The sequence below is a fragment of the Nonomuraea sp. NPDC050790 genome, from assembly GCF_044456745.1.
GTDB lineage: Bacteria > Actinomycetota > Actinomycetes > Streptosporangiales > Streptosporangiaceae > Nonomuraea.
Map to the genome: position 1 here is coordinate 130,264 of NZ_JBITGF010000005.1, position 24,551 is coordinate 154,814.

Below are 24,551 nucleotides of genomic sequence, written 5' to 3' on the forward strand. Positions count from 1 at the left end.
TCCCACGCCTCACCTATCCCATAACAACCCCCCTTATTGCGACAACTTCGCAGGTGCGGATTATGCTCGCCAGAGTTCCAACCGTTCCCCCGGAGGTTCCCCATGAGGCTGGCCCGGCCTGCCGCCGTGCTGTCCATCGCCGTGCTCACCGCCTGTTCCGCACCGTCAGGCCCAGCTCAGCCAGGCGCCCAGGACAAGGGCGACGACACGTTCGTCATCGGCATCAGCTCGGAGTTCGAGAACCTCAGCCCGATCCTCGGCTACGCGGCCGACGGCGGCTCGCTGATGTTCGACGGCCTCATGTCCAGGAGTCCCGACCTCTCGCTGAAGCCGGCGCTGGCCGCGCAGCCCCCGGTCACCTCGCCCGACGGCAAGAAGGTCACGTTCAAGCTGCGCGACGGCGTCACCTTCCACGACGGCCGCGCGCTCACCAGCAAGGACGTCGTCTACACCTACACCACCGTCCTGGACCCCAAGTCCAGCTCCCCGATCGCCGGCGACTACGCCGTCATCGACAAGGTCACCGCGCCCGACGACAAGACGGTCGAGTTCACGCTCAAGTACGCCTACGCCCCGCTCACCCAGCGCACCACGCTCGGCATCGTGCCCGACGGTGGCCTCGACCCGGCCAAGCCCGTGGGCACCGGCCCGTACACCTTCACCCACTGGACCCCGGGCGACAAGATCGCGCTGGCCGCCAACGAGAAGTACTGGGGCGGCGCGCCGGCCATCAAGAAGGTCGTGGTGGCCTTCGCCCCGGACGACAACGTGCGCTCCACGCGCCTGGCGGCGGGCGAGTTCGACGCGACCGTGCTGCCGCCGAAGGCGGCCAAGCGCTTCGAGGGCCAGCAGGGCATGACCGTCTACAAGCAGCACAGCGCCGACTACCGGGGCATCATGTTCCCGTCCAAGCCGCCGGTGACCGGTGACCGGGCGATCAGGAAGGCGTTCGGCCTGGCCGTGGACCGGCAGGCGATGGTCGACTCGATCCTGGCGGGGGCGGGCGAGCCCGCGTTCGGCCCGGTCCCGCACGACATCTCCTGGCACAACAAGGAGGTCACCGGCAGCCCCTCCGCCGACCTCCCGCAGGCTCAGAAGGTGCTCGACGAGGCCGGGTGGAAGCCCGGCCCCGACGGCGTCCGCGCCAAGGGCGGAACCAAGGCGAGCTTCACGCTCATGTACCCGGCCGGCGACTCGCTGCGCAAGGAGCTCTCCCTGGCCGCCGCCTCCGACGCCAAGAAGGCGGGCATCGAGGTGAAGCTGGCCGGTCTCGACTGGGACGCCATCGAGCCCCGCATGGCCCAGGACGCCCTGATGATGGGGTACGGCTCGCCGTACGACCCCGACTACATCAACTACGACCTGTTCCACTCCTCCCAGGCGGGCAAGGGCTTCTTCAACCCCGGCCACTACGACAACCCGGCCGTGGACAAGGCGCTGGAGAAGGGCCGCGAGTCGGCCGACCCGGCGGTGCGCAAGCAGGCGTACGACGAGTTCCAGAAGCTCATCCGCGAGGACGAGGCCTGGACCTACCTGACCTTCCTCAAGCACGTCTACGTGGTGCGCGGCTCCTACCAGGGCATCCAGCAGAGCGTCGACGCCCATGAGCACGCGACCGGCGGCCTGTTCCGCGACATCCACACCTGGAAGCCCGCCGCCTGATGCTCCGCCTCGTCCTGTGGCGGCTGGCGTTCGCCGTGCCCGTGCTGATCATGGTCACGATCGGCATGTTCGCGCTCGCCAGCGCCTCCCCGTTCGACCCGGTACGGCAGTACCTGGGCGACCGGGCGATGACCACCGCTCCGGAGGTCGTCGCCCAGATCCGGGCCAACTGGGCGTTGGACCGCCCGGTCATGGAGCAGTACGCGACCTGGCTCGGCAACCTGCTCCAGGGCGAGCTGGGCGAGTCGCGCTCCTTCCACCGCCCGGTCCTGGACGTGGTGGCCGAGCGCCTGCCGTGGACGCTGCTGGCGACCGGCTCGGCGATCGTGCTCATGCTGGCCGGGAGCCTGGTCGTGGGCACGCTGGCCGCGTGGCGGCAGGGCGGCGCGCTGGACCGGGTGATCACCGGGGCGGCATTCGCCAACGAGTCGGCGCCGGTGTTCTGGCTGGCGCTCCTGGTCGTCTACGTCTTCTCCGTCAAGCTCGGCTGGCTGCCCGCCGGCGGCCTCACCGACGCCGCCTCGACCACCGTGGACCCGCTCGACGTGGCCAGGCACATGGTGCTGCCGGTGACGGTGCTGGCGGTCTCGCAGTCGTCGTGGCTGGTGCTGTACGTGCGCGAGTCGGTGATCGGCACGCTGCGCGAGGACTTCGTCACCGGCGCCAGGGCCCGCGGGCTCAGGGAGCGCACGGTGCTGGTCAGGCACGCGCTGCGCGCGGCGCTGCTGCCGTTCCTCACGCTGCTGGGCGCGCGCATACCGGAACTGGTCACCGGCGCGATCCTGGTGGAGACCGTCTTCTCCTGGCCGGGCGTGGCCTCGACCTCGGTGCAGGCGGCGCTGGCGGTGGACTTCCCGCTGCTGGCGGTGCTGACGCTGCTGGGCACCGTCGCGGTGCTGACCGGCAACCTCGTGGCGGATCTCGCGTACCGGCTGGCCGACCCGAGGGTGGCGACGTCATGACGGCGACGGAACTCGCGCCCGTGAAGGTCCGCAGGAAGGGCGTGTGGGCGGCCGCGATCACGCTGGGCGTGCTCGCGCTGGCCGTGCTGGTGGTGCCGCCGATCGTCCAGCTCGACCAGCAACTGGTCGACCTGCGCTCGGCGGGCCTGTCGCCGTCGCTCGCGCACCCGCTCGGCACCGACGAGATGGGCCGCGACGTGCTGCTGCGCTCGCTGTACGGCCTGCGCGTCTCGTTCATGGTCGGCCTGGTGGCGGCTCTGGTGAGCATGGTCATCGGCGGCCTCCTCGGTCTGGCGGCGGGCAGTCTCGGGGGTCTGCCCGACCGCCTCCTCATGCGGGTGGTGGACGGCTTCTCCGCGCTGCCGCACCTGCTGCTCGGCATCTTCATCGTGGCGATGTTCGCGCCGAGCCCCTACGCGGTGATCGTCTCGGTGGGCGTCACCCACTGGACGACCGCGGCGCGCATCGTCCGCTCGGAGGTGCTGTCGCTGCGCGAGCGCCCGTTCGTGGAGGCGGCTATCTCGGGCGGCGCGAGCCGCGCCCGGGTGGTCGGGCGGCACCTGCTGCCGCACCTGGCGCCGCACCTGCTGCTGGCCACGGTGCTGATGGTGCCGCACGCGATCTGGCACGAGACCGCGCTCAGCTTCCTCGGCCTGGGCCTGCCGCCGCACCTGGCCTCGCTGGGCAACATGATCAACGACGGTCAGCGGTCGCTGCTGTCGGGCGACTGGTGGTCGAGCTTCGCGCCCGGCCTGTTCATCCTCGTGCCGACGCTGGCGGTCTCGGTGCTCACCCAGCACTGGCGCGACCGGCTCAACCCGCGCACCCGATCGGAGCTGGCGCTGTGATGCTCGACGTGTCCGGCCTGTCGGTCCGCTTCCGCGTCCCCGGCGCGGTGGTGCGGGCCGTGACGGAAGCCTCCTTCCAGGTACGGCCCGGCCGCTGCCTGGCCCTGGTCGGCGAGTCCGGCTGCGGCAAGTCCGTGCTCGCGCACGCGCTGCTGGGCCTGCTGCCCGCCAACGCCACGGTCACCGGCGCCGCCCGCCTCGACGTGGCGGGCGAGGGGCTCGACCTGCTGGCGGCGCCGCCGGCCGTACTGGCGAAGAGGGTGCGCGGGCGCCTGATCGGGCTGATCCCGCAGAGCCCGGCCACGCACCTGACCCCGGTGCGCACCGCGCGGGCGCAGCTCGCCGAGGCGGTCAGGGAGCTCGGCTCCCGGCGCCCGCCGGAGGAGCTGGCCGAGCGCTTCGGCCTGCGCGCCGAGGACCTCGACCGCTACCCGCACGAGCTGTCCGGCGGGATGGCGCAGCGGGTCGCCAACGCGATCGCGCTGGCCGGCGACCCGGGCCTGCTGCTGGCCGACGAGCCCACGACCGGGCTGGACCGCCCGCTGGTCGAGCGGGCCATGGACGTGCTGCGCGAGCTGTGCGACGAGGGCCGGGCGGTGCTGCTGATCACGCACGACCTGCGCGCGGCCGAGCGGGTGGCCGACGACATCGCGGTCATGTACGCCAGCCGCCTGGTCGAGACCGGCCCCACCGAGCAGATCCTGGAACGCCCGCGCCACCCCTACACGGCCGGGCTGGTGGACGCACAGCCCGACCGGGCGTTCGTCCCCATTCCGGGGCTGCCGCCCGAACTGACCGCTCTGCCCGACGGCTGCGCGTTCGCGCCCCGCTGCCCGCGGGCCGCCGACGCCTGCCGTACCGTCCCCGCGATGGCGGACGGCGTCGCCTGCTGGAGGTCCGGACATGTTGCGCGCGCATGAGATCACCGTGCGGTACGGCCGGCGGACCGTCCTGGACCGGGTCTCCTTCGACCTGCCGCCCGGCGAGGTGGTGGGGCTGGGCGGCCCGAGCGGCTGCGGCAAGTCGACGCTGGCCAGGGTGCTGGCGATGATGCTGCGCCCGGCGGGCGGCACGCTGAGCGTGGACGGCGTCCAGGTGCGCGGCTGGCGGCAGCGGGCGCCGCGCGAGCTGCGCACCCGGGTGGCGCTGCTCTACCAGCAGCCGAGGCTGGCGGTGGATCCGAAGCTGCGGCTGCGCGAGATCGTCGCCGAGCCGCTGGCGGCCGTGGGGCGTCCCGACGCGGCTCGGGTGGCCGCGCTGGCCGCCGAGGTCGGGCTGACCGGCGACCTGCTGACCCGCCGCCCGCACGAGGTGTCGGACGGTCAGCTCCAGCGGGCCTGCCTCGCGCGGGCGCTGACGCTGGACCCCGGCTACCTGATCTGTGACGAGATGACCACGATGCTGGACGCCTCGACGCAGGCTCATCTGGTCGCGGTGGTCAACGCCTACCGCGACAGGACGGGAGCCGGGGTGCTGGCCATCAGCCACGACGAGGTCCTGCTGGACCGGTGGGCCGGCAGCCGGGCCGAGCTCACCGGTGCAGGTAGTCCACCAGGGACGCCTTCTCCGTCTCCAGCTCCTCTATAGCGCTCTTGACCACGTCGCCGATGCTCACGATGCCGACCAGGCGGCCCTGGTCGACGACGGGCATGTGGCGGAAGCGGTGGGTCGTCATGATGCGGCGCAGCTCGTCGACGTTGGCGTGGGGTCCGGCGGTGCGGACCTCCGTCGTCATGATCGCGGAGACCTCCGCGTCCAGGACGGCGGCGCCCTGGTCGTGGAGGCGGCGGACGACGTCGCGTTCGGAGACGATGCCGTCGATCGTCGTCCCGTCGGAGGAGACGACGACGGCGCCGATGTTGTGTTCGGCGAGCTTGGCCAGAAGTTCCCTGACCGTGGCTCCGGGTTCCACGGTCATCACGTCGCTGCCCTTGTTGCGCAGGATAGTTCCAATGAGCATCTGCACCACCTCGGCTCTCGATAGCAGGGTCATTCCCCGCTCGGCGCCCGGGTTAAGCACTCCGGGCCGTCATCCGTCGTTAAGTAGGCTGGCTTGCCGTACCGACGCCCTATTAATATGTGAAATACCACTCTCCGACCGCAGCGCAGGGAAGCGATGAACGAGCAGCTGAACACCGGTAGCCACGACCTGCCCATCACCGAAGAACTGGCCGCCTTCATGCGCACCGGCTGGGCCGACACCCGGCGTACCGACCTGGCGGCGCTGCCGATCGCGCCCTGGGCGGCCAAGCGCCGGGCCGCCCTGGCCGCCCGATTCCCCGGCGAGCGGCTGATCGTGCCCGCCGGGGTGCTCCGGGTGCGCAGCAACGACAGCGACCACCGGTTCCGGCCGCACAGCGCGTACTCCTATCTGACCGGGGCGAGCGAGCCGGACGACGTGCTGGTGGTCGAACCGGACGGCCAGGCCGGGCTCTACCTGCGCCCGCGCTCGCCGCGCGAGGAGGGCTCGGAGGCGTTCTACCGCGACCGGCGCTACGGCGAGTTCTGGGTGGGCCGCCGCCCCGACCTGGCCGAGGCCGAGCGGCTCTACCAGGTGGAGTGCGCCGACATCCGCGACTTCCGGCCCGAGGGCGCGGCGCGCGTGCTGCGCGGCGTGGACCCGGTCGTGGACGCCGCCGTCGCGCCCGGCGAGGGCGACGCCGAGCTCGCGAGCTTCCTGTCGGAGATGCGGCTGGTCAAGGACGAGTGGGAGGTCGGCGAGCTGCAGGGCGCCGTGGACGCCAGCGTACGCGGCTTCGAGGACGTGGTCCGCGCCCTGCCCGAGGCCCTGCGGCACCCGCGCGGCGAGCGGTACCTGGAGGGGATCTTCGGCCTGCGCTCGCGGCTGGAGGGCAACGCGGTCGGCTACGACAGCATCATGGCCTCCGGCGCCCATGCCTGCGTGCTCCACTGGATCCGCAACGACGGCCGCCTCAACCCGGACGAACTGCTCCTCATGGACGCCGGCGTCGAAGCCGACACGCTCTACACCGCCGACATCACCCGTACGCTGCCGTTGTCGGGCCGCTTCAGCCCGGTGCAGCGGCAGGTGTACACGCTGGTGTACGAGGCCCAGAACGCCGGCATCGCGGCGCTGCGTCCCGGCGCCCGCTTCCGCGACTTCCACCTGGCGGCCATGCGGGTGATCGCCGAGGGGCTGCGGGACTGGGGCCTGCTCAGGGGCTCGGTGGACGAGCTGATGGCCACCGGCCTGTACCGCCGCTACACGCTGTGCAGCAGCGGCCACATGCTCGGCCTGGACGTGCACGACTGCGCCAGGGCGCGCTCGGAGGTCTACCTGGACGGCGTGCTGGAGGAGGGCCAGGTGCTCACCGTCGAGCCCGGCCTCTACCTGCAGCCCGACGACCTCACGCTGCCCGCGGAGTTCAGGGGCGTCGGGGTGCGCATCGAGGACGACCTCGTCATCACCGGCGACGGCGCCCGCCTCATGTCCGCCGCCCTCCCCCGCCACCCGGACGAGGTCGAGGGCTGGATGGCCACGCTGCTGTCCTAGGCGCCCAGGTTCGTCAGGAAACGCGCCACCGCCGGTGCGGGGGTGGCGCGGGCGTCCCAGGCGACGCCGATGGGCCGGTGCTGGGCGGGCACGAGCGGCAGGTAGACGGGGTCGTCGTGCTCCAGCACCGCGGGCCTCGGCAGGACGCCCACGCCCAGCCCGGCGCCGATGAGGCCGCGCACGGTCGCGATCTCCTCGCTCTCGAAGGCGATCACCGGCTGGAACCCGGCCGCCCGGCACAGCCGGTCGATCACCCGCCGCAGGTCGGTCGTGGGCGCGAACGCGATGAACGGCTCCTGCCGCACCTCGCGCAGCCGCAGCCCCGGTACGGCCAGCGGGTGCTCGACCGGCAGCGCGAGGCACAACTCCTGCTCGCGCAGCCCGTGCCAGCGCGCCGGGTGCGCCTGCGGCGGCGGCGTCACCAAGGCGGCGTCGACCTCGCCCTGCTGCAGCCACGCGTACAGCTCCCTGCCGAACCCCTGCCGCAGCTCGAAGCGGATGCCCGGCGTCTGGGCCCGGTGGTCGCGCAGCACCTCGGGCACCAGCCAGCGCCCCACCGAGTGCAGGAACCCGAGCCTGATCAGCCCGGTGCCGGGGTCGGCCAGGGCCTCGATCCTGCCCCGCGCCTCGGTCAGCTCGGCCACCGCCCGCGCCGCGTGCTCGCGAAACAGCGTGCCGAACCTGTTGAGGGCCAGCCGCCGCCCGTACCGGTGGAACAGCTCCGCCCCGACGTCGGCCTCCAGCCTGGCCAGCGCCCGCGAGAGCGTCGACTGGTTGATCCGCTCCAGCGCCGCCGTGTCGCGCATGTTCTCGGTCTCGCACAACGACAGGAACCAGCGCAGCGTCTGCACGTCCACCCAGCGATGATGCGCGATTCACATCAGCAGCGTCAATTATTGCATTTTGAGCATCAGCCGGGAGCGGGCAGCATCGGGCACGTGATCCGCCGCGTGAGATATGCGTTGATGTTCGGCGGCCTGGCGAACTTCCTGGCCCTCTACTACGTCCAGCCCCTCCTGCCCGGGATCGCCGGCCGCTTCGGCGTCTCCCCCGGCGAGTCCGCCGCCGCGCTGTCGCTGACCACGATCACGATGGCGGTCGCGCTGCTGTTCGTCGGCCCGATCTCCGACATGACCGGGCGCGTGGCCATCATGCGCGCCTCCCTGCTCGGCTCGGCCCTGCTGGGCATCGCGAGCGCGTTCGCGCCGACCTGGCACGCGCTGCTCGTGCTGCGCGGCCTGGAGGGGATCGCGCTGGCGGGGCTGCCCGCCGTGGCGCTGGCCTACGTGCGCGAGGAGACCCCGCCGCGCGACCACGTGCGCGCCAACGCCACCTACATCATGGGCACCGCCCTCGGCGGCGCGGCCGGGCGCCTGCTGCCGGGTCCCGTCCACGCGCTGTGGGGCTGGCAGGGCACCACGCTGGCCGTCGGCGGCGTCATGCTCGTCTGCGCGGCGGGCCTGTGGGTACTGCTGCCGCCCTCGCGCGGTTTCACCCGCTCCACGCCGAGCCTGCGCGGCCTGGCCCGCAACACCGCGCTGACGTTGCGCGACCCGGCGCTGGTGGCGTTGTGCCTGGTCGGGGCGGCGACGATGGGCGCGTTCGTGGGATTGTGCAACGCGCTCACCTTCCGGCTGGAGGCGGCGCCGTACCTGCTGGGCGGGGCGGGGGCGCTCGTCTTCCTCGCCTACCCCGTCGGCGTGCCCGCGCCCGTGGCGGCGGGACGGCTCGCCCTGCGGCGCGGCCGGGGCGTGACGGTCCTGCTCGGCGTGGCGCTGCTGCTGGCCGGGACGCTGCTCACCGCCGCGCCCCAGCTTCCCGCGATCGTGGCGGGGCTGGCGGTGCTGACCTTCGCCTTCCTCGGGACGCACTCGCTGGTCAGCGGCTGGGTGTCGGACCGCGCGCAGCGGGTGGGGGTGGGCGTGGGGCAGGCGGCGGGGCTGTACCTGCTGGCCTACTACGCGGGCAGTTCGCTGTTCGGGGCGCTGGCCGCGCGGCGGTGGGAGAGCGGCGGCTGGTCCAGCGTGATCGCGGTCTCGGCCGCCCTGGCCGTGGGCGCGGGCCTGCTGGCGGCGCTCGCGCGCCGCTTCGACACGCTGGAGCAGGTTCGCCGCCGGAGTGACGCCGGCGTCCGGCCCCGCGGCCGGCGCGCCGGGGCGGGCGCGGATCGCGGCGACGGCCGCCGGTGAGAGGCCGCAGCTCAGCAGGAACCCTCCGCTCCCCCGCGCCTGGAGCCGATCGTGTCGAGGTTCGCCTCCGGACCACGTCTAGATGTCTAGATGTTGACGTTGACGCGGGCCGATACCGCCGGTGGCAAGCTGGTGAACATGCGTTCCTCCACCCCGGTCTACCGCCGGCTCGCGCGCACGCTCCAGGAACGGATCGACTCGGGCGCCCTGCCCTCGGGAGCGCGGCTGCCCAGCGAGCCGGAGCTGTCGGCGGAGTTCGGCGTCAACCGGCTGACGATCCGCCAGGCCATCGCCGAGCTCGACCGGGCCGGCTCGGTGGAGATCCGCCGCGGCGTGGGAACCTTCGTCCGCTCCCCCGTGACCCGGGTCTCCATCGACGTCGATCCGCTGAGCCAGCGGGTCGACCTGGGCAGCATGCACGCCGCCCTGCCCGGGGAAGGCGTGGAGAGCGCGGTCGAGCGCATCGTCGCCACCGCCACCGCCGCGCACGCCCCCGAGGACCTGGAGGCCGCCGCCCACCTGCGCCGCGGCCCCGGCGACCTGGCCCGGGTCGAGACGCTCATCTGGATCGCCGCCGAGCCCTGGGCGGTCAACACCTACTGGCTGCCCAAGCCCCTGCTGCCCGGCCGCCTGCCGCCGGAGGGCAACGTGGTGCGTTCCTTGGGCGTGGCCCTGCAGTACGACTGGCGGGCCTTCAGCGCCACCGCCGCCGACATCGGCGACGCCGAGCACCTGGGCGTGGCCATCGGCAGCCCGCTGCTGGTCCGCGAGGGCGTGAGCTGCGACCCCGACGGCACGCCCGTCCTCTACGTCCGGCGCCGCATCCAGGGCGACCGCATCCGCTTCGTCCTGAACTTCCGGCGCTAGAGCATCCAGGCGTCAGAGCATCAGAACGAGCTGGGCGGCGATGAGCACGTCCACGACGCCGCACCACTCCGCGAAGCTGCGTGCCACGACCTTGTCGAGCTTGAGGTGCACGAAGTCCCAGACGCCGTGGAAGAACCAGCCCGCGGCCACCACGTACCGCCCGATCGAGGGATCGACGAGCAGCCCGGCGAAGGCCAGGACCCCGAAGACGAGCATCCCCACGGCCTGGACCCGCAGCGTCCCCGAGCTTCTGAGCTGCCCGTCGGCCGCTCCCCACACGAGGACGACCAGCGCCAGGCCCGAGTACACGAACGCCGGCTCGACCACGTCCAGGACGCGCAGCGCGACGACGAGGGCGAGCCCGATCACCAGGCCGGGCCAGGTGGCCTCGCGCCGCCTGAGCTTGGCGATGACCAGGTAGAGCAGTTGCAGGATCAGCAGCGTGCCGGCCAGCGAGTACACCTGCTGGCTCGACGTGCCGCCGCCGAAGGTGAGGGCGGACATGGTCAGCGCGAGGGCGGTGGGCCAGCGGTTCGCCAGCCGGCGGAGGGGGTGGCGCCGTGTCGTCGTCATGACTCGAACCTCGCGCCAGCGGCGGTCAAAGGGCAGGTGCGGAACGCACGAAAGGACCGTGCGCTTTTCCTCTGGCCGCCGGGTGGGGCAGGCTGGCGGGGTGATGGCGATCCATTCGCTGCCCGTGCGGCCGGGGGCGGAGCCGTACGAGATGAGCGCGCGTCCGGCGCCGCCGCGCCTGCGTCCGTACGTGCTGGGGTGGGCCGGGTTCCGCATCGGGACGGTGGAGCCCAGCAGGACGCTGCCGCTGAACGCGGCCACGCTGATCATCGACTTCACCGGTGTGGTCCCGATCGTCACCGGTCCCCGCGCGAGCGCGACGTTCTCGCCGCGCACGCCGTGGCGGCACGGCATGGCAGTGGGGCTCACCCCGGCCGGGATGGCGGCGCTGACGGGGGCGCCCCTGCGGGAGGTGACCGGCACGACCGTGCGGCTGGAGGACCTGCTCGTCCGGCGCGACCTGCCCGGGCCGCGCGGCCTGCTCGGCCCGCGGGCGGAGGAGCTGAGCGGCCGGTTGCTCGCGCGGGCGAGCTGGGCCGAGCGTTTCGGCCTGCTGGAAGAGCTGCTGACCAGGTGGCTGCGTCCCGCGCACGGCCCCGACGACCTGATCACGCACGCCTGGACGCGGCTGCAGGACCCGGCCGGGCCGCCCACCGTGGCCGCCCTCGCCGCCGAACTGGGCATCAGCCGCCGTTACGTCGAGCTCGGGTTCGGCCGGGTGGTGGGGCTGACGCCGAAGACGGTCGCCAGGATCGCCAGGTTCCAGCGTGCTTTGGACACCTGGCGGCGGCCGTCGGCCAGGCTGGACGACGCCGTCGCCTGCGGGTACGCCGACCAGTCCCACCTGGCCAGGGAGGCACGGGCGATGACGCGGATGACGCCGAAGCGCCTGTTCGCATTCGTCCAAGACACCGATCGCCTGTCCGTCTAGCGTGATCTTCCTCTTGAGGAAGGGGCATCACGTCATGGCAGGCGTACTCGCGGCCGATCCGGGCCTAGCCGACTTCGGCCGGGACCCGTTGTGGATCACCATCGTGAAGGCGGTGCTGCTCTTCCTCTTCCTGGGGCTCGGGGTCGTCTTCGGAGTCTGGTTCGAGCGCAAGCTGATCGCGCGCATGCAACACCGGAGGGGGCCCAGCCGGGCCGGCCGGTTCGGCATCCTGCAGTCGGTCGCCGACGCGATCAAGATGGGCCTGAAGGAGGATCTGTTCCCGAACACGGTGGACAAGGGCCTCTACCTGCTGGCCCCGGTCATCATGGTGGTGCCGGCGTTCCTGGCCTTCTCGATCACGCCGTTCGCGGGCATGGTCAGCCTGTTCGGGGTCCGGACGCCGCTGCAGCTCGTGGATCTTCCGGTCGCGGTGCTGTTCATGCTGGCCATGGGCGCCGTCTCGGTCTACGGGGTGGTGCTGGCCGGGTGGTCGTCACGCTCGCCGTACGCGCTGCTGGGTGGTCTGCGGAGCGCGGCGCAGGTGGTCTCCTACGAGATCGCCATGGGCCTGTCGTTCGTGTCCGTGTTCCTGCTGGCCGGGACGCTGTCGACCGCCGAGATCGTCGCCGCGCAGGAGCAGACCTGGTTCGCGGTGCTGCTGCTGCCGTCGTTCGTGATCTACGTGGTCTGCATGTTCGGCGAGGCCGGGCGCATCCCGTTCGACCTGCCCGAGGGTGAGGGCGAGCTGGTCGGCGGCTTCCAGACCGAGTACTCCTCCTCGCTGAAGTTCGCCCTGATCATGATGGGCGAGTACCTGCACACGTTCACCGCCTCGGCGACGGCGGTCACGCTCTTCCTCGGCGGCTGGCGGGCCCCGTTCGGGCTGCCGGACGAGGGCTGGTGGGGACTGCTCTGGTTCTTCGCCAAGTTCGCGCTGGTCTTCTGCTTCGTGGTCTGGGTACGGGCCTCGCTGCCCCGCGTGCGCTACGACCAGTTGATGGCGCTGGGATGGAAGGTGCTGATCCCGGCCAGTCTGGCGACGATCATGATCGTGGCCGCGGTGCGCAACCTCGTGGTGAACGACGGCGACAGGGTGCTCGGCATCGGGATCGGCGCGGCCGTCGTGATCGGCGTGCTGGCCGTCTGGCTGCGATTCGACACCGTGGGCCAGCGGCGTGAGGAGGCCGCGCGGGCGAGGGTGGCGGCCGAGTTCGACGAGCTGTCCCGTTCGGCGGGCGGCTTCCCCGTGCCTCCGCTCGACCTGCCGCACTACCACGGCGGCCCGGCGAGCCGGGAGGCGGCGGCTAGGCGTCGAACGCCATGACGATGGCGACGCCGACCACGTGCATCAGCACGACCGCCACCAGCAGCGAGATGAACACGAACTTCGCCGGCCCGTGCTCGAACGTCTTGCCCTCCTCCAGCGGACGCCGCTTCGCCATGCGGTCGGCGATACGCTCCTCGATGGGCTTCTTGTAGAACATGCTCCCAGGCTATACGGCCACCCGCTCGGCCCTGACGTCGGTGACCGCGACCACCACCACGTCCGGCGGCTCCATCCATTCGAGCACGTGCCGCCCCTCCCACTCCACCAGGCTGCGGACGGTGTCCAGCGACAGCTCGCCGCGCTTGATGAGCGCCTCCTTGCGCGCCCACAGCCGGATCAGCTCCGTGTTGCCGGTGATGCTCGTGGGCGCGGCGATCTGGGCGGCCAGCGTGGTGTCGAAGTCGCCCGGCGGCACCCGCTCCGCGTCCACGCCCACCCGTCCCGGCCCGGCCGCCGCCGCGACGTAGCCGCGCGTGTGGCTCAGGCTGACGCCGAGGTCGGGGAACTCCTTCAGGTACGGCCGGCCGTGCCCCTCCCCGTGGATCTCGCAGTGCTGCAACAGGGTGAGGGCGGCGGGATCGGTGTCCAGGCAGGCGGCGGCGCTGAGCCGTACCAGGAGATGGGCGGCCACGAACGCGCGGCGGTCGGCCTCGTGCACGAAGCGCGCGGACCGCGCGCGCTCGACGTCGGTGAGCCAGCCGGCGGGGGCGAGCACCTGCTCCGGGCGCGCCCCCATGACGACGGCGGTCAGTCCTTCTCGCTCGGGGTGGGGCTCGGGTCGGCCAGGGGCGTGCCGTCCTTGTTGTACTGGTTCTCCTGGGCCGCGCCGAGCACCGTGACCTCGCGAACCTTCCATGACCCCTTCTCCCGCACCAGAGCGATCTTCAGGTGCGAGTCCTTGACGCTTCTGATCGCCTTGGCGGTCGTCACCTGTTGGTCCACCACCACAATGGCATGGGCGGAGGACTGGTCGACGTCGGCGAGGTAGACGTCGCGGACGGTGGCGACGGAGACGGCCTGCAGCTTGACGATGACCTGCTCCATCACGCCGCCGAGGGCGTCGTCGTAGGTGTTGAGGAAGTCGCCGGTGGCCATGGCCATGAGCTTGGTCCTGGTGGCCTGGAGGCTCTGGTAGTCGTAGCTGAGCAGCGACTGGCCGAAGGTGTGCGCGGCCTGGGAGACCTCCAGGCGCAGCGCCCGGTCGGCCTCCAGCGCGGCGCGGGCCTCCTGGGCGCGGCCGGCGGACAACCACTGGAGCACGGCCGTCGCGGCGAGGGCGGCGACGAGCATGGCGGCCACGGCGCCCAGGATCTTCCGCCTGGAACCGGAGTCGACCTTTGGCTGAGCCTCGGTCTCAACCTCTACTTCAGACTCGACCTTCGCGGGGGTTTCCTGGTCAGTGGTCATAAAAGCTCCGTTTCGCGCCGGCGGGCGGCACGGCCCACCGCGATCCAGCCCACGATGCCACCACCCGCGACGACCGCGAGGAATATCGCGGCAATCAGCGGAGTGTGGTCCAGTGGGGTGTCCGCCGAGGCTGTCCTGGCGGGAACGTCCTTCTCCGGGGTCGGCGTCAGCTCCTTCTTCTTCTCACCTGCCACGGGCGGGCCCTCCTGGTCGCGTCGTTCGGCGGCGTCGGGGTCCGGGGCGCGTTCGCCGGTTTCGCGTTCGGCGGGGCGCTCCTCAGCCGGGCGTTCCTCGGCGGCGGGCGCGCGTTTGGGGCAGGCGCGCAGCCCCGGGATGGCCGGAGGCCCCAGCGGCTCGGCGTACTCCTCGGCCACCTTCGGCCCGCCCGGCACGCTGAAGACGAACATGTTGCGCCCGTACACGGTGCCGTCGCGGCGGTCGCTGATGTCGTCGGCCAGGCTCAGCGCGGTCGGCATGATGCTCAGCAGGTGGTGGACGTTGCGCTCCGACGCGGCGGAGAAGATCGGCTTGTGCGGCGCCCCGGCCGCCGTCAGCAGGCAGGACAGGCCCGGCCTGGCCCGCTTGAGCAGCCCGTCGATCTGCGCGAACACCCCCGGCCCGTGGTCCAGGAACGCGTTGAGCTCCCGCCGCGACTCCACCAGCGAGGCCGTCACCAGTTCGGTGTTCTCGATCCCCGAGGCCAGCTCGTTCCGTTTGCCCGCCAGCGTGTGGGTCAGCTCGGTGAGCTGCACCGACAGCTCGTCGAGCACCGCGGAGTTGTCGGCCAGCGTGTCGGTCAGCCCGTGGGCGTCGTCGACGATGCTCCTGATCGCCGGCGATCGGCCTTCCAGCGCCACGGCCAGCTCGTGCGTGATCGTCTTGGCGTCCTTGGGCGGGACCGCGTTGAGCAGCTTGCCCACGCCCTCGAACAGCTTCTTGTAGTCCAGCGGCACCGACGTGCTGCGCAGCGGGATCGTGTCCCCGGGCGCGAGGTTCTGGCCGGTCATCGCCTTCGGCGGGGACAGCTCCACGTACGGCTCGCCGATCGCCGACTTCCGCCTGACCTCGGCCGTCAGCGCCTTGGGCAGCCGGACCTCCCGGTCGATGTCGAGGCCCACGACGATCTTGCCGGGCGCCAGCCGTACGTCGCCGATCCGCCCGACCCGCACCCCCAGATAGGCGACGTCGAAGCCGCGGATCAGGCCGGGCGAGGACTCGAACTCGGCCGAGACCCGGTACGGCTGCTCGATCGCGTCCAGCTTGATGATCGTGGTGAACGCCCAGACCGTCATCACGATCCCCAGCAGCGCGAAGAATCCCAGGTTGAGGTAGATGCGCAGGTTCCTCATCGCGGCGGCTCCCACAGGAGCTGGAAGTCCTTGAGCTGGTTCGGCAGCGCCGGCGGCTCGACCTTGACGTCGTTGGGAATGACGCCCCTGCCGTCGTTGACCAGCAGGCCCTTCAGCCAGACGTAGATGAGCACCTGGCCGTTGACGGTGATCGGCGGGGTGTCGATGAAGAACTGGATCCTGGCCATGAGGCGCTTGAGGTCCTCCTTGCCGCGCATCATCGCGTCGGTGACGCCGTCCAGCTCGCGCATGATCGTGCGCAGGCGGGCCGCGTGGCGCGGGTAGACGGTGGCGTTGGCCTCCTTGGCCAGGCCGGTCAGCGCGACGAGGGCCCGCTTCACGTGCTTGCGTCCGTGCGCGATCCTGGCGGTGGCCGCGGCCAGCGTGCCGGGCAGCCTGTCCAGCTCCTTCTCGCCCTTGGCCAGGTCGTCGCCGAGCCGCGCCAGGTGGTCGATGGTGGCAGCCAGTTCGGTGCGGGCGGCGGCGTAGCTGTCGGTGACCTCGGCGGTCTTCCTGATGAGCTGGTTGACGTCGCCGCCCTTGCCGGCGAAGGCGGTCGAGGCGGCCTCCAGGATGCCGTTGACGTCCTGGGCGCCGATGGCCTCGATGAGCGGGCCGGCCTTCTCGGTGACCTGCTCGATGTCGGGCTCGACGGAGGTGTCGGTGATCGTCGCGCCCGTGGGCAGGTACGGCCCCGTGGCCAGGTCCTTGCCCGGCGGCGGGGTCAGCGCGACGTAGTTCTCCCCCAGCACCGAGGTCTTGGCGACCGTGGCCGTCGTGCCCTGCGGGACCCGGTGCGCGGCGTCGATCTCCATGGTCACCCTGGCCTGGTAGCCCTGCAGCCGGATCTCGGTGACCGTGCCCACCTTGACGTCGGAGACCTGCACGCTGTGGCCGGAGACCAGGCTCTGCACGTCGTCGAAGGTCGCGTGGAGCGTCAGGTCGCCCGCCCCCGGCGAGCACGAGGTGGTGATCGCCACCGCGAGCAGGGCGGTCAGCGCGCGCGCTCTCATCGTCCGCCCTTCTTCTGGAACGGGCAGTTGCTGAGCCGGCCGGGCAGGCACGGCACCTTGCCCAGGTTCAGCGCGTCGAACAGCGGCTGCAGCCACGCCCTGGTCATCGCGTTGAGCACGACGCGGATCTTCAGCAGGTGGTTCTTCCTGTCCCACGCCTCGACGAGCACGTCGGCGAAGTCGGCCGCGCCCTTGATGCCCGCGGCCAGCGACTCACTGTTGGCCCGCACGGTCAGCACCATCTCGGCCAGCGTCCCGGCGGCCCTGGGCAGGCGCTCGGAGTACTCCTCGATGATCACGTCGCCGCGCCGGACGAAGTCGGCCATGCCCGAGATGAAGCCGCGCAGCCTGCGCCGTTCCTCGGCCAGGATCGCGCTCGCCTCGGAGAAGGCGTCGATGGCCCTGGTCACCTGGCCCTCGCGTTCGTTGAGGCTGGTGGCCAGCCGGTTCAGGCCCTTGGCCAGGTCCACGAGCTGCTGGTCCTGCTTGGCCAGGGTGCCGGTCAGCTCGGCGGTGTCGGCCAGCGCGCCGTTGATCGTCTTGCCGCGTCCGCGTACGCCGTCGGCCAGGTTGCCCGCGACGTCGCCGAGCTTCTCGTCGTCCAGGGCGTCGGTCAGCTTCGTGAAGGCGTCCAGCGCGTCGTCGATCTCCACCGGCAGGTCGGTACGTCCCAGCGGGATGACCGTGCCCGGCCCGGCCCGCCGGTCACCGGGCTTCCACGGCGGGTACAGCACCACGTTGCGCTCGCCGAGCGTGTTCTGCGGCGCGACCACCGCCTTCACCTGGTCGGGCAGCGGTACCTGCGCGTCCACCGACATCGTCACCCTGACCCGGTCGCCCTCGATCGCGATCCGCTCCACGTACCCGGCGTCCAGGCCCATCACCTTCACGCGCGCCTGCTCGTACAGCGAGGGCGCGCTGGAGAAGATCGCGGTGATCGTGTACGGCCCCGCCCCGCCCACCAGCCCGCAGCCGCCGCAGGACACCAGCAGGATCGCCGCCACGAGCAGCCTCAGCACTCTCATCGGTCGTTCTTCCTGTCCTTGGCGATGGCGCCCAGCACCTCGGGGTTGATCGGCCCGAGCCCGGTGGCGATCGCCTCGATCCAGGGCCCCTGGCCGCCCATCGTCGCCAGGCCGGAGAACGTCGGCCCGATCCAGGCCACCAGTTTGTTGAACTCCTGGTTGCTCGCGTTGAGCCGCGTGGTGATCGCGCCGTTGTCGTCGAGGACCTGGACCAGCGACTTCTCATGCTCGTCGATCAGCTCGGTGGTGCTCCGCACCAGGTCGCTGCCGTCGCCCAGCAGCGTGCGCAGCTCGTTCCTGCGCCCGCGCAGCTCGTTCAGCATGATCTCGATGGCGTCGATCAGGCGGGCGAGCTGCTTGTCCTTCTTCTCCAGCAGGTCCATGATCCGGGTGCCGTTGTCGAGGAGCTTCTGGAGCTGGGGCTCGCTCTCGCTGATGGTGTCCGACAGGTCGCCGATGTTCTTCAGCAGGCGGGTGATCCGGCCCCGCTTGCTGGTGTCGATCTTGCCGAGCTCGGTGAGCAGGTCGTCCACGGCGTCGGTGTCCAGGGCCTTGACCAGGCGGGTGGCGTCCTTGATCGCGTCGTTGATCAGCGTCGGGGTGCCGGTGCGCTCCACGGGGATGCGGCGCTGCCCCTCGGGGAGCTGGTCCATGAACGGGGCGGCGACCGGTCCGGTCAGCCGGACGTAGCGCCCGCCGAGGAGGTTCGACAGGGCGATGTCGGCCCTGGTGGTACGGCCCAGCCGTACCTCGGAGTCCACGCGCCAGGTGACCACGACGTGCCCCTGGGCGTAGTCCGCGCGGACCTCGGTCACCTCGCCGACGCGCACGCCCGCCACCCGCACGTCCTGCCCGCCGCGCAGCCCGCCGGAGTCGGTGAAGACCCCCGACATCGTGTAGCCGCCCTCCAGCAGGCCCAGGCTGCCCACCAGGAAGGTGCCCACCAGCAGCGAGCCGAGCACGGCCATCGACACGAGGCCGACGACGATCTTGTTGCGGTCGCGGAAGGACTTCAGGGCCATCAGTCACCCACCATGAGCTTCTGAAGGTCCTTCGTGCTGGCGATCTTCTTGCTGCCGCGCAGCGGCGGCGGCGTGGTCATCGGGTAGGGGCACGGCGACGGGCCCAGCGCCACGCACGGCACCGCGGAGATGAAGTAGTGGCCGCGGTTGACGCTGGTGTAGGCGCGCTCGAACAGCGGGCGGAAGGTGTTGACCGTCTTCTCGATGGTGCCCACGTTGCGGCGGATGCCGCCGGTCAGGCGTGACAGGTTGTCCACGAGCGCGCCCAGCTCCCCGGCGTTCTTGCCGAGCACTTCGTTGGAGGTGTGCAGGGTCGCGCTCAGCTCCACGATCGAGTCGTCGATGAGCCGCCTGTTGTCGGCGAACGCCTCCGACAGCACGACCAGGTTGTCGACGAGCTGGGAGATCTGCTCGTCGCGCTTGGCGACGACGCCGCTGACGGTCGCGTAGTCCTTCAGCAGCGCGCGGATGGTCTGCCTGCGCTCGGTGAGCGTGCCGGTGATGGCGTTGACGTTGTCGAGGAGCCTCGGGATGTTCTTGTCGTTGCCCTTGAGCGACTTGGCGGCGGCGGTGAGCAACTGGTTGATCTGCTCGGGGTCCAGGCTCCTGGTCAGCGGGCCGAGGTCGCTGACCAGCTCGCCGATGTCCACGACCGAGGCGGTGCGGGCGATGCGCGCGCCCGGCGGCAGGCGGTCCTTGGCGGTGCCGGGCAGCAGGTAGACCACGCGCTGGCCGACCGCGTTGCGCCAGCGGATGGCCGCCTCGGTGTCGGAAGGCACGGTGACGCCGTCCTGCACCTCCATGGTGACCTCGGCTCTGCCGTTCACCACCTTGATGGCGTCGACCTGGCCGACCGGCGCGCCCGCGATCTTGACCTGGTCGCCCTCCACGAGACCGGAGACGTCGTCGAAGGTGGCGATCAGGCTGTAACCGCCGCCGGTGGAGACCCGGGCGATCTGGACGATGATCAGCCCGATCAGGCCCGCGGCGACGCCGAAGAACAGCGCGAACTTCGCCAGGGTCCAGCGGCGTCGCACGATCTGCGGCGAGGTCCGCTCCTTCCCGGCCGGCACGGCCACGTCAGCGCCTCCCGTCCGTCGGCCCGCAGGAGCCCACGATCAGCTCGCAGATGTCGGTCGAGACGAACGCCTCCACCTGGATCTGCCGAGCGCCGTCCGGTCCCGGGGCCTCGATCAGCTCGTTGAGCAGGTCGACGAGCGTGCGCAGCCCGCGTACGCCGTCGCCGGCCAGGCCGAGCTGGGCGTAGATGAGCGCGGCGACCCGCTCGCCCGAGTGCACGCCGGCGCGCAGGTTCTGCCGGTGCTTGCTCAGGCCATGGGCGGTCAGGTCGGATATTTCGGTCATCTCCTTGAGGAGTGCGCGTACCTTGTCGGCCCGTTTCAGCAGGTCGGGGGTGATCGTGTTGACGTCCGCGGAGATGTCCACGAGCTCGTCGCCCTTGTCGGCCAGCGCACCCGACAGCAGGGCCGTGTCGCGCAGGAACCGCTGCGCCGGCCCGCGGTGCTTGTGCGCGACGCCGACGACCGTGCCCGCGTCGTCGATCAGCTCGCGCAGGTCCTCGCCCTGGCCCTCCAGGCCCTTGGCGAGCGTGTGCACGATGACCGTCACCTCGCGCGGGTCGACCGCGTCCAGGCCGCGGTAGGCGTCGCCGAGCGTGTCGGACAGGTCCAGCGGGTCCTCGGTCCGCGTGATCACCGCCCCGGCGGCCAGGTACGGCCCCGTCCCCTCCCCGGAGCCGAGCTTCAGGTTGACGTACTTGGGCCCGAAGACCGACGCGGGCTCGACCGAGGCCACGGCCGACTGCGGCACCCGCACCCCCGGCCGCAGGTGCATGGTCACCACCGCCTGCCCCTTGGCGTTGAGCGCGACGCCGGTCACGTCGCCGACCGTGATGCCGCGGATCTTGACCGGCGAGTTGGTGTCCATGCCCTGGCCGGCGCGGCCGAAGACGGCGTCGATCCTGGTGCCGCTCACCTCGGTGGCGTTGCGCACGACGAAGACCGTGGCCGCCGCCAGCGCCACGAGCACCAGGGCGGCGATCGCCATCCTGGCGGGCAGGGTGAGCTCCGTGCGTCCCATGCTCCTCACCCCGTCAGCTTCACGCTGCCGCCGCCACCCCAGAACAGGTACGACAGCAGCAGGTTGAGCAGGACGATCGTGACGATCGACTGGCGGATGGCACGCCCGGCCGCGACGCCGACGCCGACCGGGCCGCCGGTGGCGTAGAAGCCGTAGTAGCAGTGGATGACGATGACCGTGAACGCGAACACCCCGACCTTGGCGACGCTGAAGACGATGTCGCTGACCGGGAGGTACAGGTAGAAGTAGTAGTCGTAGACGCCCGGCGCCAGCCCGAACAGCACCGTGCTCATCAGCCGGGTGGCGAAGAAGCTGGCGAACAGCGCGATCAGGTAGATCGGCAGCAGCGCCAGCAGCGCCGCCACCACCCGGGTGCAGATCAGGTAGGTGAAGGCGTTGATGCCCATCACCTCCAGCGCGTCGATCTCCTCCGAGATCCGCATCGCGCCCAGCTCCGCCGTGAACGCCGATCCGACCTGCGCGGCCAGCGCCGTCGCGGCGATGATCGGGGTGATCTCGCGGACGTTGGCGAAGCTGCCCACCAGGCCCATGAACGACTCGGCGCCGATCGCCTGCAGCCCCTGGTAGCCCTGGAGGCCGACGGTGGCGCCCACGACGAAGGCCATCGTGAACACCACGAAGATCATGCCGCCGCCGATGACCGTGGCGCCCACGCCGATCACGACGTCGCTGACCTGCCGCATGACGACCTTGAAGTAGCGCAGGCGCAGGATGACGTCGCGTACCGAGTAGAACAGCACCCGCCAGACGAACAGCGGCCAGTCGGCGAGCGTGGCGAACCTCTCGCCGAGCTCCCGGCCCTGCCGGGCGAACCTGAGGCCCGCCGTACGGGTGGCCATCACAGCGCCTTGGGCGGGTAGGCGAGGAAGTAGACGGCGGAGATCAGGTAGTTGAACGCGAAGACCAGCATGAACGTGACCACGGTGGACTGGTTGACCGCCCGCCCCACGCCGACCGGGCTGGTCGCGCAGGTCATGCCCTTGTAGCAGGCGACGGCCGCGGCGATGAAGCCGAACACCCACGCCTTGAACAGGGTGACGTACAGGTCGGAGCCGACGACGAGCGAGAGCGCCCCGTCGAAGTACGCGCCGGGGGTGACGCCCTGGACGACGACGTTGAAGAAGTAGCCGCCCGAGGCGCCGGCGAGGATGACCAGCGGGCACAGGCACACGGCGACGGTGCTGGCCGCCCACATGCGCGGCGTGACGAGCCGGTGGACGGGGTTGACGGACATGACCTCCATGGCGCTCAGCTCGTCGCGGATGTGACGGGCGCCGATGTCGGAGGTCATGGCGCTGCCGCCGGCGCCGGCGATGAGCAGGGCGCTGGCCAGCGGGGCGACCTCCCGGATGAGGCCGACGAAGACGGCGCTGCCGGTGGCCGAGGCGGCGCCGAGCTGCCAGGCCAGCTCGCCCACCTGGAGGGCGACGGTGGCGCCGAGCGGCAACGAGACCAGGAGCACCGGCACGCTCGTCACCCGGGCCAGGAACCAGCACTGGTCGACGAACTCCCACCACCAGCTCTTGACGTCCCAGCTACGCCGCAGGCCCTCCAGGACGATGACGAAAAGCTCACCCACCTGCCCCAGGGCCGACCCGGCCTTCCGGCCGACGTAACCGGCCATCAGCGCTCCGCCTTGGTTACCGTCATGACCACCTCGTGAACCGGGGCGACTCCGGAGCAGTCACCTTACTGACGAGCTGTCCAGTAGGTCGATGCTTTCTGCTGAATTTGCGCAAAAGCTATGAGACCCGGCTCACCTGTTGTCAGCCCACCACGAAATGTGACAACCCCGTTACCAACCCACCCCAGCCCCGAACCAACCTCCAGATCCACGGCATCCACCAACCAACGGCACCCCGCCTGCGACCTGCCCGACTCCCAGATCGGCCACAGACCGAGGGCGGATCAGCGCGGACCAGCGGCGGGACGACCGCAGGTCGGTGGCGGCCAGCGACACACCCGATCAGCGCCTGACAGCACACGCGGCTTGCCCGGCTCGCGGATCGGCGGACTCACGGATCGTCCCTGGGCTGGAGGCGGATCGGTGCGCGCCAGCGGTGGGCCCGGGGGTGGTCTTACCCTCGGATCGGCAGCGGATGGGCGCGGGCCGGCGGCGAGGCCGGGGTTGGTGGAGGTGCCAGCGGTGGGGGTGGGTGGGAGGTGCTAGCGGTGGGTGGGGGTGGGGTCTAGGAAGACCTGGGCGATCGTGGGTACGTGCTCGCGCAGCCGCCGGTCCACCTGGTCACAGGCGATCTCCACCCCGGCGGCACTGGCCGCGTCGTCAAAGTCGATCTTGGCGGCCACCAGCAACCGCCCCGGCCCCAGGTACATGGTCAGCAGTTCGACCACATCGGCCACCTCCGACTGCGCCAGCAGCAGCGCCCGGATCTCCGTCTCCACCGGCCGCGGCGCCGCCTGCCCGATCAGCAGCGACACGTTGGCCGCGATCAACGCCAGCGCCACGACCAGCAGCAGCACCCCGATCGCCACCGACGCCACCCCGTCCCACAGCGAGGACCCGGTGAGCTGCGACCCCAGCAGCCCGCCCGCGGCGATCACGAGCCCCGTCAGCGCCGCACCGTCCTCCAGCATGACCGCCTTCAACGCCGTGTCGGAGGTCCGGGCGACCAGCCGCAGCGGCCCGATCCCCCACCGCCGCGCCTCGGCCCGCGCCTGCGACAGCGCCCGGAGGAACGAGATGCCCTCGATGACGAACGACACCGCGAGCACCACGTAGGAGACGGTGAGGTCGCCCAGCGACTCCCCGTGGGAGATCGTGTGCACACCATGGGTGATGGAGAACCCGGCCCCGCCCACCAGCGTGGCCACGGCCGCCATCATGGCCCAGAAGAAGGCGGCCTTGCCGTACCCGAAAGGATGGCGGCGGTCGGCGGGCTTGCCCGTCTGCCGGACCGCGACCAGGAGCAGGACCTCCGTCACCGTGTCGGCGGCCGAGTGGGCCGCCTCCGACAGCATCGCGGCCGACCCGCTGATCAGCCCCGCGACCAGCTTGGCCGCGGCGATGGCCAGATTGGCCAGCCCGGCGACCAGCACCGTCCAGAAGCTCTCCCCCGAACCCTCCGCCATGGATCATCACCTTACGTGAGCACCTTCGGATTCTGCTGACTACGCGGCCAAGCACCCACGAAAGCGACGCACCAGGACGCGAAGCGGACCCGGAACACCTGGGTTTGCAGGCTTCGGCACAGGTCCGGCGGGGTTTGCGGAGGTGGGCAGAGGCTTTTGAGAGGTAGATTGAGATCATGAACGCCCCTCGTTGGCTGACCGACACCGAGCAGCGCGCATGGCGTGCCCACCTCGCCCTGCACAAGCTGCTCATGCACCGCCTCGATCGGGAGCTGCAGGAGTTCGAGCTGTCGCTCAACGACTACGAGATCCTGGTCAACCTGTCCGAGAGCCCGGAGCGCAGGATGCGGATGAGCGACCTGGCCGACGCCACGATCCAGTCGCGCAGCCGCCTGTCGCACCAGATCTCCCGCATGGAGGCCAAGGGCCTGGTGGTGAGGGAGGACTGCCGCGACGACCGTCGTGGAACGTTCGCAGTCCTCACCGAGCAGGGCTGGGAGACGATCCAGCGGGTGGCGCCCCACCACGTGGCGAGCGTCCGCGAGCACTTCGTGGACCGGCTGACCGACGACCAGCTCGACTCGCTCGACGCCGCGTACACGCCGATCGTGGAGCATCTCAAGAAGTTGCGCTGACACCCAACCGATACCG

The 24,551-nt window shown here is 71.3% G+C and carries 26 protein-coding genes; 11 read left to right on the forward strand and 15 right to left on the reverse strand.

Annotated features, from left to right (window positions below; all coding sequences use genetic code 11):
- Positions 1-102: 102 nt before the first annotated feature.
- The 5 genes from ACIBEJ_RS25900 to ACIBEJ_RS25920 are packed head-to-tail and all read left to right on the forward strand — an operon-like array spanning position 103 to position 5,059.
- On the forward strand, positions 103-1,662 hold the full coding sequence (locus tag ACIBEJ_RS25900) for an ABC transporter substrate-binding protein (RefSeq protein WP_397185406.1): 1,560 nt from the start codon (positions 103-105) through the stop codon (positions 1,660-1,662).
- Positions 1,662-2,624 (forward strand): ABC transporter permease, encoded by a 963-nt coding sequence (locus tag ACIBEJ_RS25905; RefSeq protein ID WP_397185407.1) that lies wholly within the window; start codon positions 1,662-1,664, stop codon positions 2,622-2,624. Before ACIBEJ_RS25900 ends, ACIBEJ_RS25905 begins: the two co-directional genes overlap by 1 nt.
- Positions 2,621-3,472: an ABC transporter permease gene (locus ACIBEJ_RS25910; protein WP_397185408.1), complete on the forward strand. Its 852-nt coding sequence runs from the start codon at positions 2,621-2,623 to the stop codon at positions 3,470-3,472. Before ACIBEJ_RS25905 ends, ACIBEJ_RS25910 begins: the two co-directional genes overlap by 4 nt.
- Positions 3,472-4,392, forward strand: coding sequence for an ABC transporter ATP-binding protein (locus ACIBEJ_RS25915; RefSeq protein WP_397186085.1), 921 nt, complete (start codon positions 3,472-3,474; stop codon positions 4,390-4,392). Before ACIBEJ_RS25910 ends, ACIBEJ_RS25915 begins: the two co-directional genes overlap by 1 nt.
- Complete coding sequence (locus ACIBEJ_RS25920; RefSeq protein WP_397185409.1) at positions 4,376-5,059, forward strand: ABC transporter ATP-binding protein; 684 nt, start codon at positions 4,376-4,378, stop codon at positions 5,057-5,059. Before ACIBEJ_RS25915 ends, ACIBEJ_RS25920 begins: the two co-directional genes overlap by 17 nt.
- Here the strand turns inward: ACIBEJ_RS25920 and ACIBEJ_RS25925 are convergent.
- Positions 5,004-5,432 carry a CBS domain-containing protein gene (locus ACIBEJ_RS25925; RefSeq protein ID WP_397185410.1) on the reverse strand — a complete coding sequence of 143 codons (429 nt, stop codon included), beginning with the start codon at positions 5,430-5,432 and terminating at the stop codon, positions 5,004-5,006. The genes ACIBEJ_RS25920 and ACIBEJ_RS25925 overlap by 56 nt on opposite strands.
- Before the next feature lie 156 nt (positions 5,433-5,588).
- On the opposite strand from ACIBEJ_RS25925, the gene ACIBEJ_RS25930 reads away from it, so the two are divergent.
- Positions 5,589-6,986 carry an aminopeptidase P family protein gene (locus ACIBEJ_RS25930; RefSeq protein ID WP_397185411.1) on the forward strand — a complete coding sequence of 466 codons (1,398 nt, stop codon included), beginning with the start codon at positions 5,589-5,591 and terminating at the stop codon, positions 6,984-6,986.
- Here the strand turns inward: ACIBEJ_RS25930 and ACIBEJ_RS25935 are convergent.
- Positions 6,983-7,843: a LysR substrate-binding domain-containing protein gene (locus ACIBEJ_RS25935; RefSeq protein WP_397185412.1), complete on the reverse strand. Its 861-nt coding sequence runs from the start codon at positions 7,841-7,843 to the stop codon at positions 6,983-6,985. The genes ACIBEJ_RS25930 and ACIBEJ_RS25935 overlap by 4 nt on opposite strands.
- Before the next feature lie 81 nt (positions 7,844-7,924).
- Here ACIBEJ_RS25935 and ACIBEJ_RS25940 point away from each other — a divergent pair, with 81 nt between their 5' ends.
- Together ACIBEJ_RS25940 and ACIBEJ_RS25945 are read left to right on the forward strand one after the other, a co-directional pair.
- Positions 7,925-9,175 carry an MFS transporter gene (locus ACIBEJ_RS25940; RefSeq protein WP_397185413.1) on the forward strand — a complete coding sequence of 417 codons (1,251 nt, stop codon included), beginning with the start codon at positions 7,925-7,927 and terminating at the stop codon, positions 9,173-9,175.
- 138 nt (positions 9,176-9,313) lie between these two features.
- Positions 9,314-10,042 carry a GntR family transcriptional regulator gene (locus ACIBEJ_RS25945; RefSeq protein WP_397185414.1) on the forward strand — a complete coding sequence of 243 codons (729 nt, stop codon included), beginning with the start codon at positions 9,314-9,316 and terminating at the stop codon, positions 10,040-10,042.
- A gap of 12 nt (positions 10,043-10,054) precedes the next feature.
- Here the strand turns inward: ACIBEJ_RS25945 and ACIBEJ_RS25950 are convergent, their stop codons facing one another.
- Complete coding sequence (locus tag ACIBEJ_RS25950) at positions 10,055-10,615, reverse strand: hypothetical protein (RefSeq protein WP_397185415.1); 561 nt, start codon at positions 10,613-10,615, stop codon at positions 10,055-10,057.
- Positions 10,616-10,718: 103 nt separating this feature from the next.
- Here ACIBEJ_RS25950 and ACIBEJ_RS25955 point away from each other — a divergent pair, with 103 nt between their 5' ends.
- Positions 10,719-11,546, forward strand: coding sequence for a helix-turn-helix domain-containing protein (locus ACIBEJ_RS25955; protein WP_397186086.1), 828 nt, complete (start codon positions 10,719-10,721; stop codon positions 11,544-11,546).
- 34 nt (positions 11,547-11,580) lie between these two features.
- Positions 11,581-12,870: an NADH-quinone oxidoreductase subunit NuoH gene (gene nuoH / locus ACIBEJ_RS25960; RefSeq protein WP_397185416.1), complete on the forward strand. Its 1,290-nt coding sequence runs from the start codon at positions 11,581-11,583 to the stop codon at positions 12,868-12,870.
- On the opposite strand, the gene ACIBEJ_RS25965 is transcribed toward nuoH, so the two are convergent.
- The 12 genes from ACIBEJ_RS25965 to ACIBEJ_RS26020 all read right to left on the reverse strand — a co-directional run bounded on the left by ACIBEJ_RS25965 (position 12,851) and on the right by ACIBEJ_RS26020 (position 23,900).
- Positions 12,851-13,030, reverse strand: coding sequence for a hypothetical protein (locus tag ACIBEJ_RS25965; RefSeq protein ID WP_397185417.1), 180 nt, complete (start codon positions 13,028-13,030; stop codon positions 12,851-12,853). The genes nuoH and ACIBEJ_RS25965 overlap by 20 nt on opposite strands.
- 9 nt (positions 13,031-13,039) lie before the next feature.
- Positions 13,040-13,609, reverse strand: a complete 570-nt coding sequence (locus ACIBEJ_RS25970; RefSeq protein ID WP_397185418.1) for a 4'-phosphopantetheinyl transferase family protein — start codon at positions 13,607-13,609, stop codon at positions 13,040-13,042.
- Between the two features lie 11 nt (positions 13,610-13,620).
- Positions 13,621-14,280, reverse strand: coding sequence for a hypothetical protein (locus tag ACIBEJ_RS25975; protein ID WP_397185419.1), 660 nt, complete (start codon positions 14,278-14,280; stop codon positions 13,621-13,623).
- Positions 14,277-15,629 (reverse strand): MCE family protein, encoded by a 1,353-nt coding sequence (locus ACIBEJ_RS25980; protein ID WP_397185420.1) that lies wholly within the window; start codon positions 15,627-15,629, stop codon positions 14,277-14,279. Before ACIBEJ_RS25980 ends, ACIBEJ_RS25975 begins: the two co-directional genes overlap by 4 nt.
- Positions 15,626-16,642, reverse strand: coding sequence for an MCE family protein (locus ACIBEJ_RS25985; RefSeq protein WP_397185421.1), 1,017 nt, complete (start codon positions 16,640-16,642; stop codon positions 15,626-15,628). Before ACIBEJ_RS25985 ends, ACIBEJ_RS25980 begins: the two co-directional genes overlap by 4 nt.
- On the reverse strand, positions 16,639-17,667 hold the full coding sequence (locus ACIBEJ_RS25990; RefSeq protein ID WP_397185422.1) for an MCE family protein: 1,029 nt from the start codon (positions 17,665-17,667) through the stop codon (positions 16,639-16,641). The genes ACIBEJ_RS25985 and ACIBEJ_RS25990 overlap by 4 nt, the downstream gene beginning before the upstream one ends.
- Positions 17,664-18,689 carry an MlaD family protein gene (locus ACIBEJ_RS25995; protein ID WP_397185423.1) on the reverse strand — a complete coding sequence of 342 codons (1,026 nt, stop codon included), beginning with the start codon at positions 18,687-18,689 and terminating at the stop codon, positions 17,664-17,666. Before ACIBEJ_RS25995 ends, ACIBEJ_RS25990 begins: the two co-directional genes overlap by 4 nt.
- Complete coding sequence (locus ACIBEJ_RS26000; protein WP_397185424.1) at positions 18,689-19,768, reverse strand: MCE family protein; 1,080 nt, start codon at positions 19,766-19,768, stop codon at positions 18,689-18,691. The genes ACIBEJ_RS25995 and ACIBEJ_RS26000 overlap by 1 nt, the downstream gene beginning before the upstream one ends.
- 1 nt (position 19,769) lies before the next feature.
- Complete coding sequence (locus ACIBEJ_RS26005) at positions 19,770-20,789, reverse strand: MCE family protein (protein ID WP_397185425.1); 1,020 nt, start codon at positions 20,787-20,789, stop codon at positions 19,770-19,772.
- A 5-nt stretch (positions 20,790-20,794) separates the two neighbouring features.
- Positions 20,795-21,649, reverse strand: coding sequence for an ABC transporter permease (locus tag ACIBEJ_RS26010; RefSeq protein WP_397185426.1), 855 nt, complete (start codon positions 21,647-21,649; stop codon positions 20,795-20,797).
- On the reverse strand, positions 21,649-22,434 hold the full coding sequence (locus tag ACIBEJ_RS26015) for an MlaE family ABC transporter permease (RefSeq protein WP_397185427.1): 786 nt from the start codon (positions 22,432-22,434) through the stop codon (positions 21,649-21,651). The genes ACIBEJ_RS26010 and ACIBEJ_RS26015 overlap by 1 nt, the downstream gene beginning before the upstream one ends.
- A 542-nt stretch (positions 22,435-22,976) precedes the next feature.
- Positions 22,977-23,900 carry a cation diffusion facilitator family transporter gene (locus ACIBEJ_RS26020; RefSeq protein ID WP_397185428.1) on the reverse strand — a complete coding sequence of 308 codons (924 nt, stop codon included), beginning with the start codon at positions 23,898-23,900 and terminating at the stop codon, positions 22,977-22,979.
- Between the two features lie 176 nt (positions 23,901-24,076).
- Between ACIBEJ_RS26020 and ACIBEJ_RS26025 the strand changes: the two genes are divergently transcribed.
- Complete coding sequence (locus tag ACIBEJ_RS26025) at positions 24,077-24,535, forward strand: MarR family winged helix-turn-helix transcriptional regulator (RefSeq protein ID WP_397185429.1); 459 nt, start codon at positions 24,077-24,079, stop codon at positions 24,533-24,535.
- The last annotated feature ends 16 nt before the right edge of the window (positions 24,536-24,551 follow it).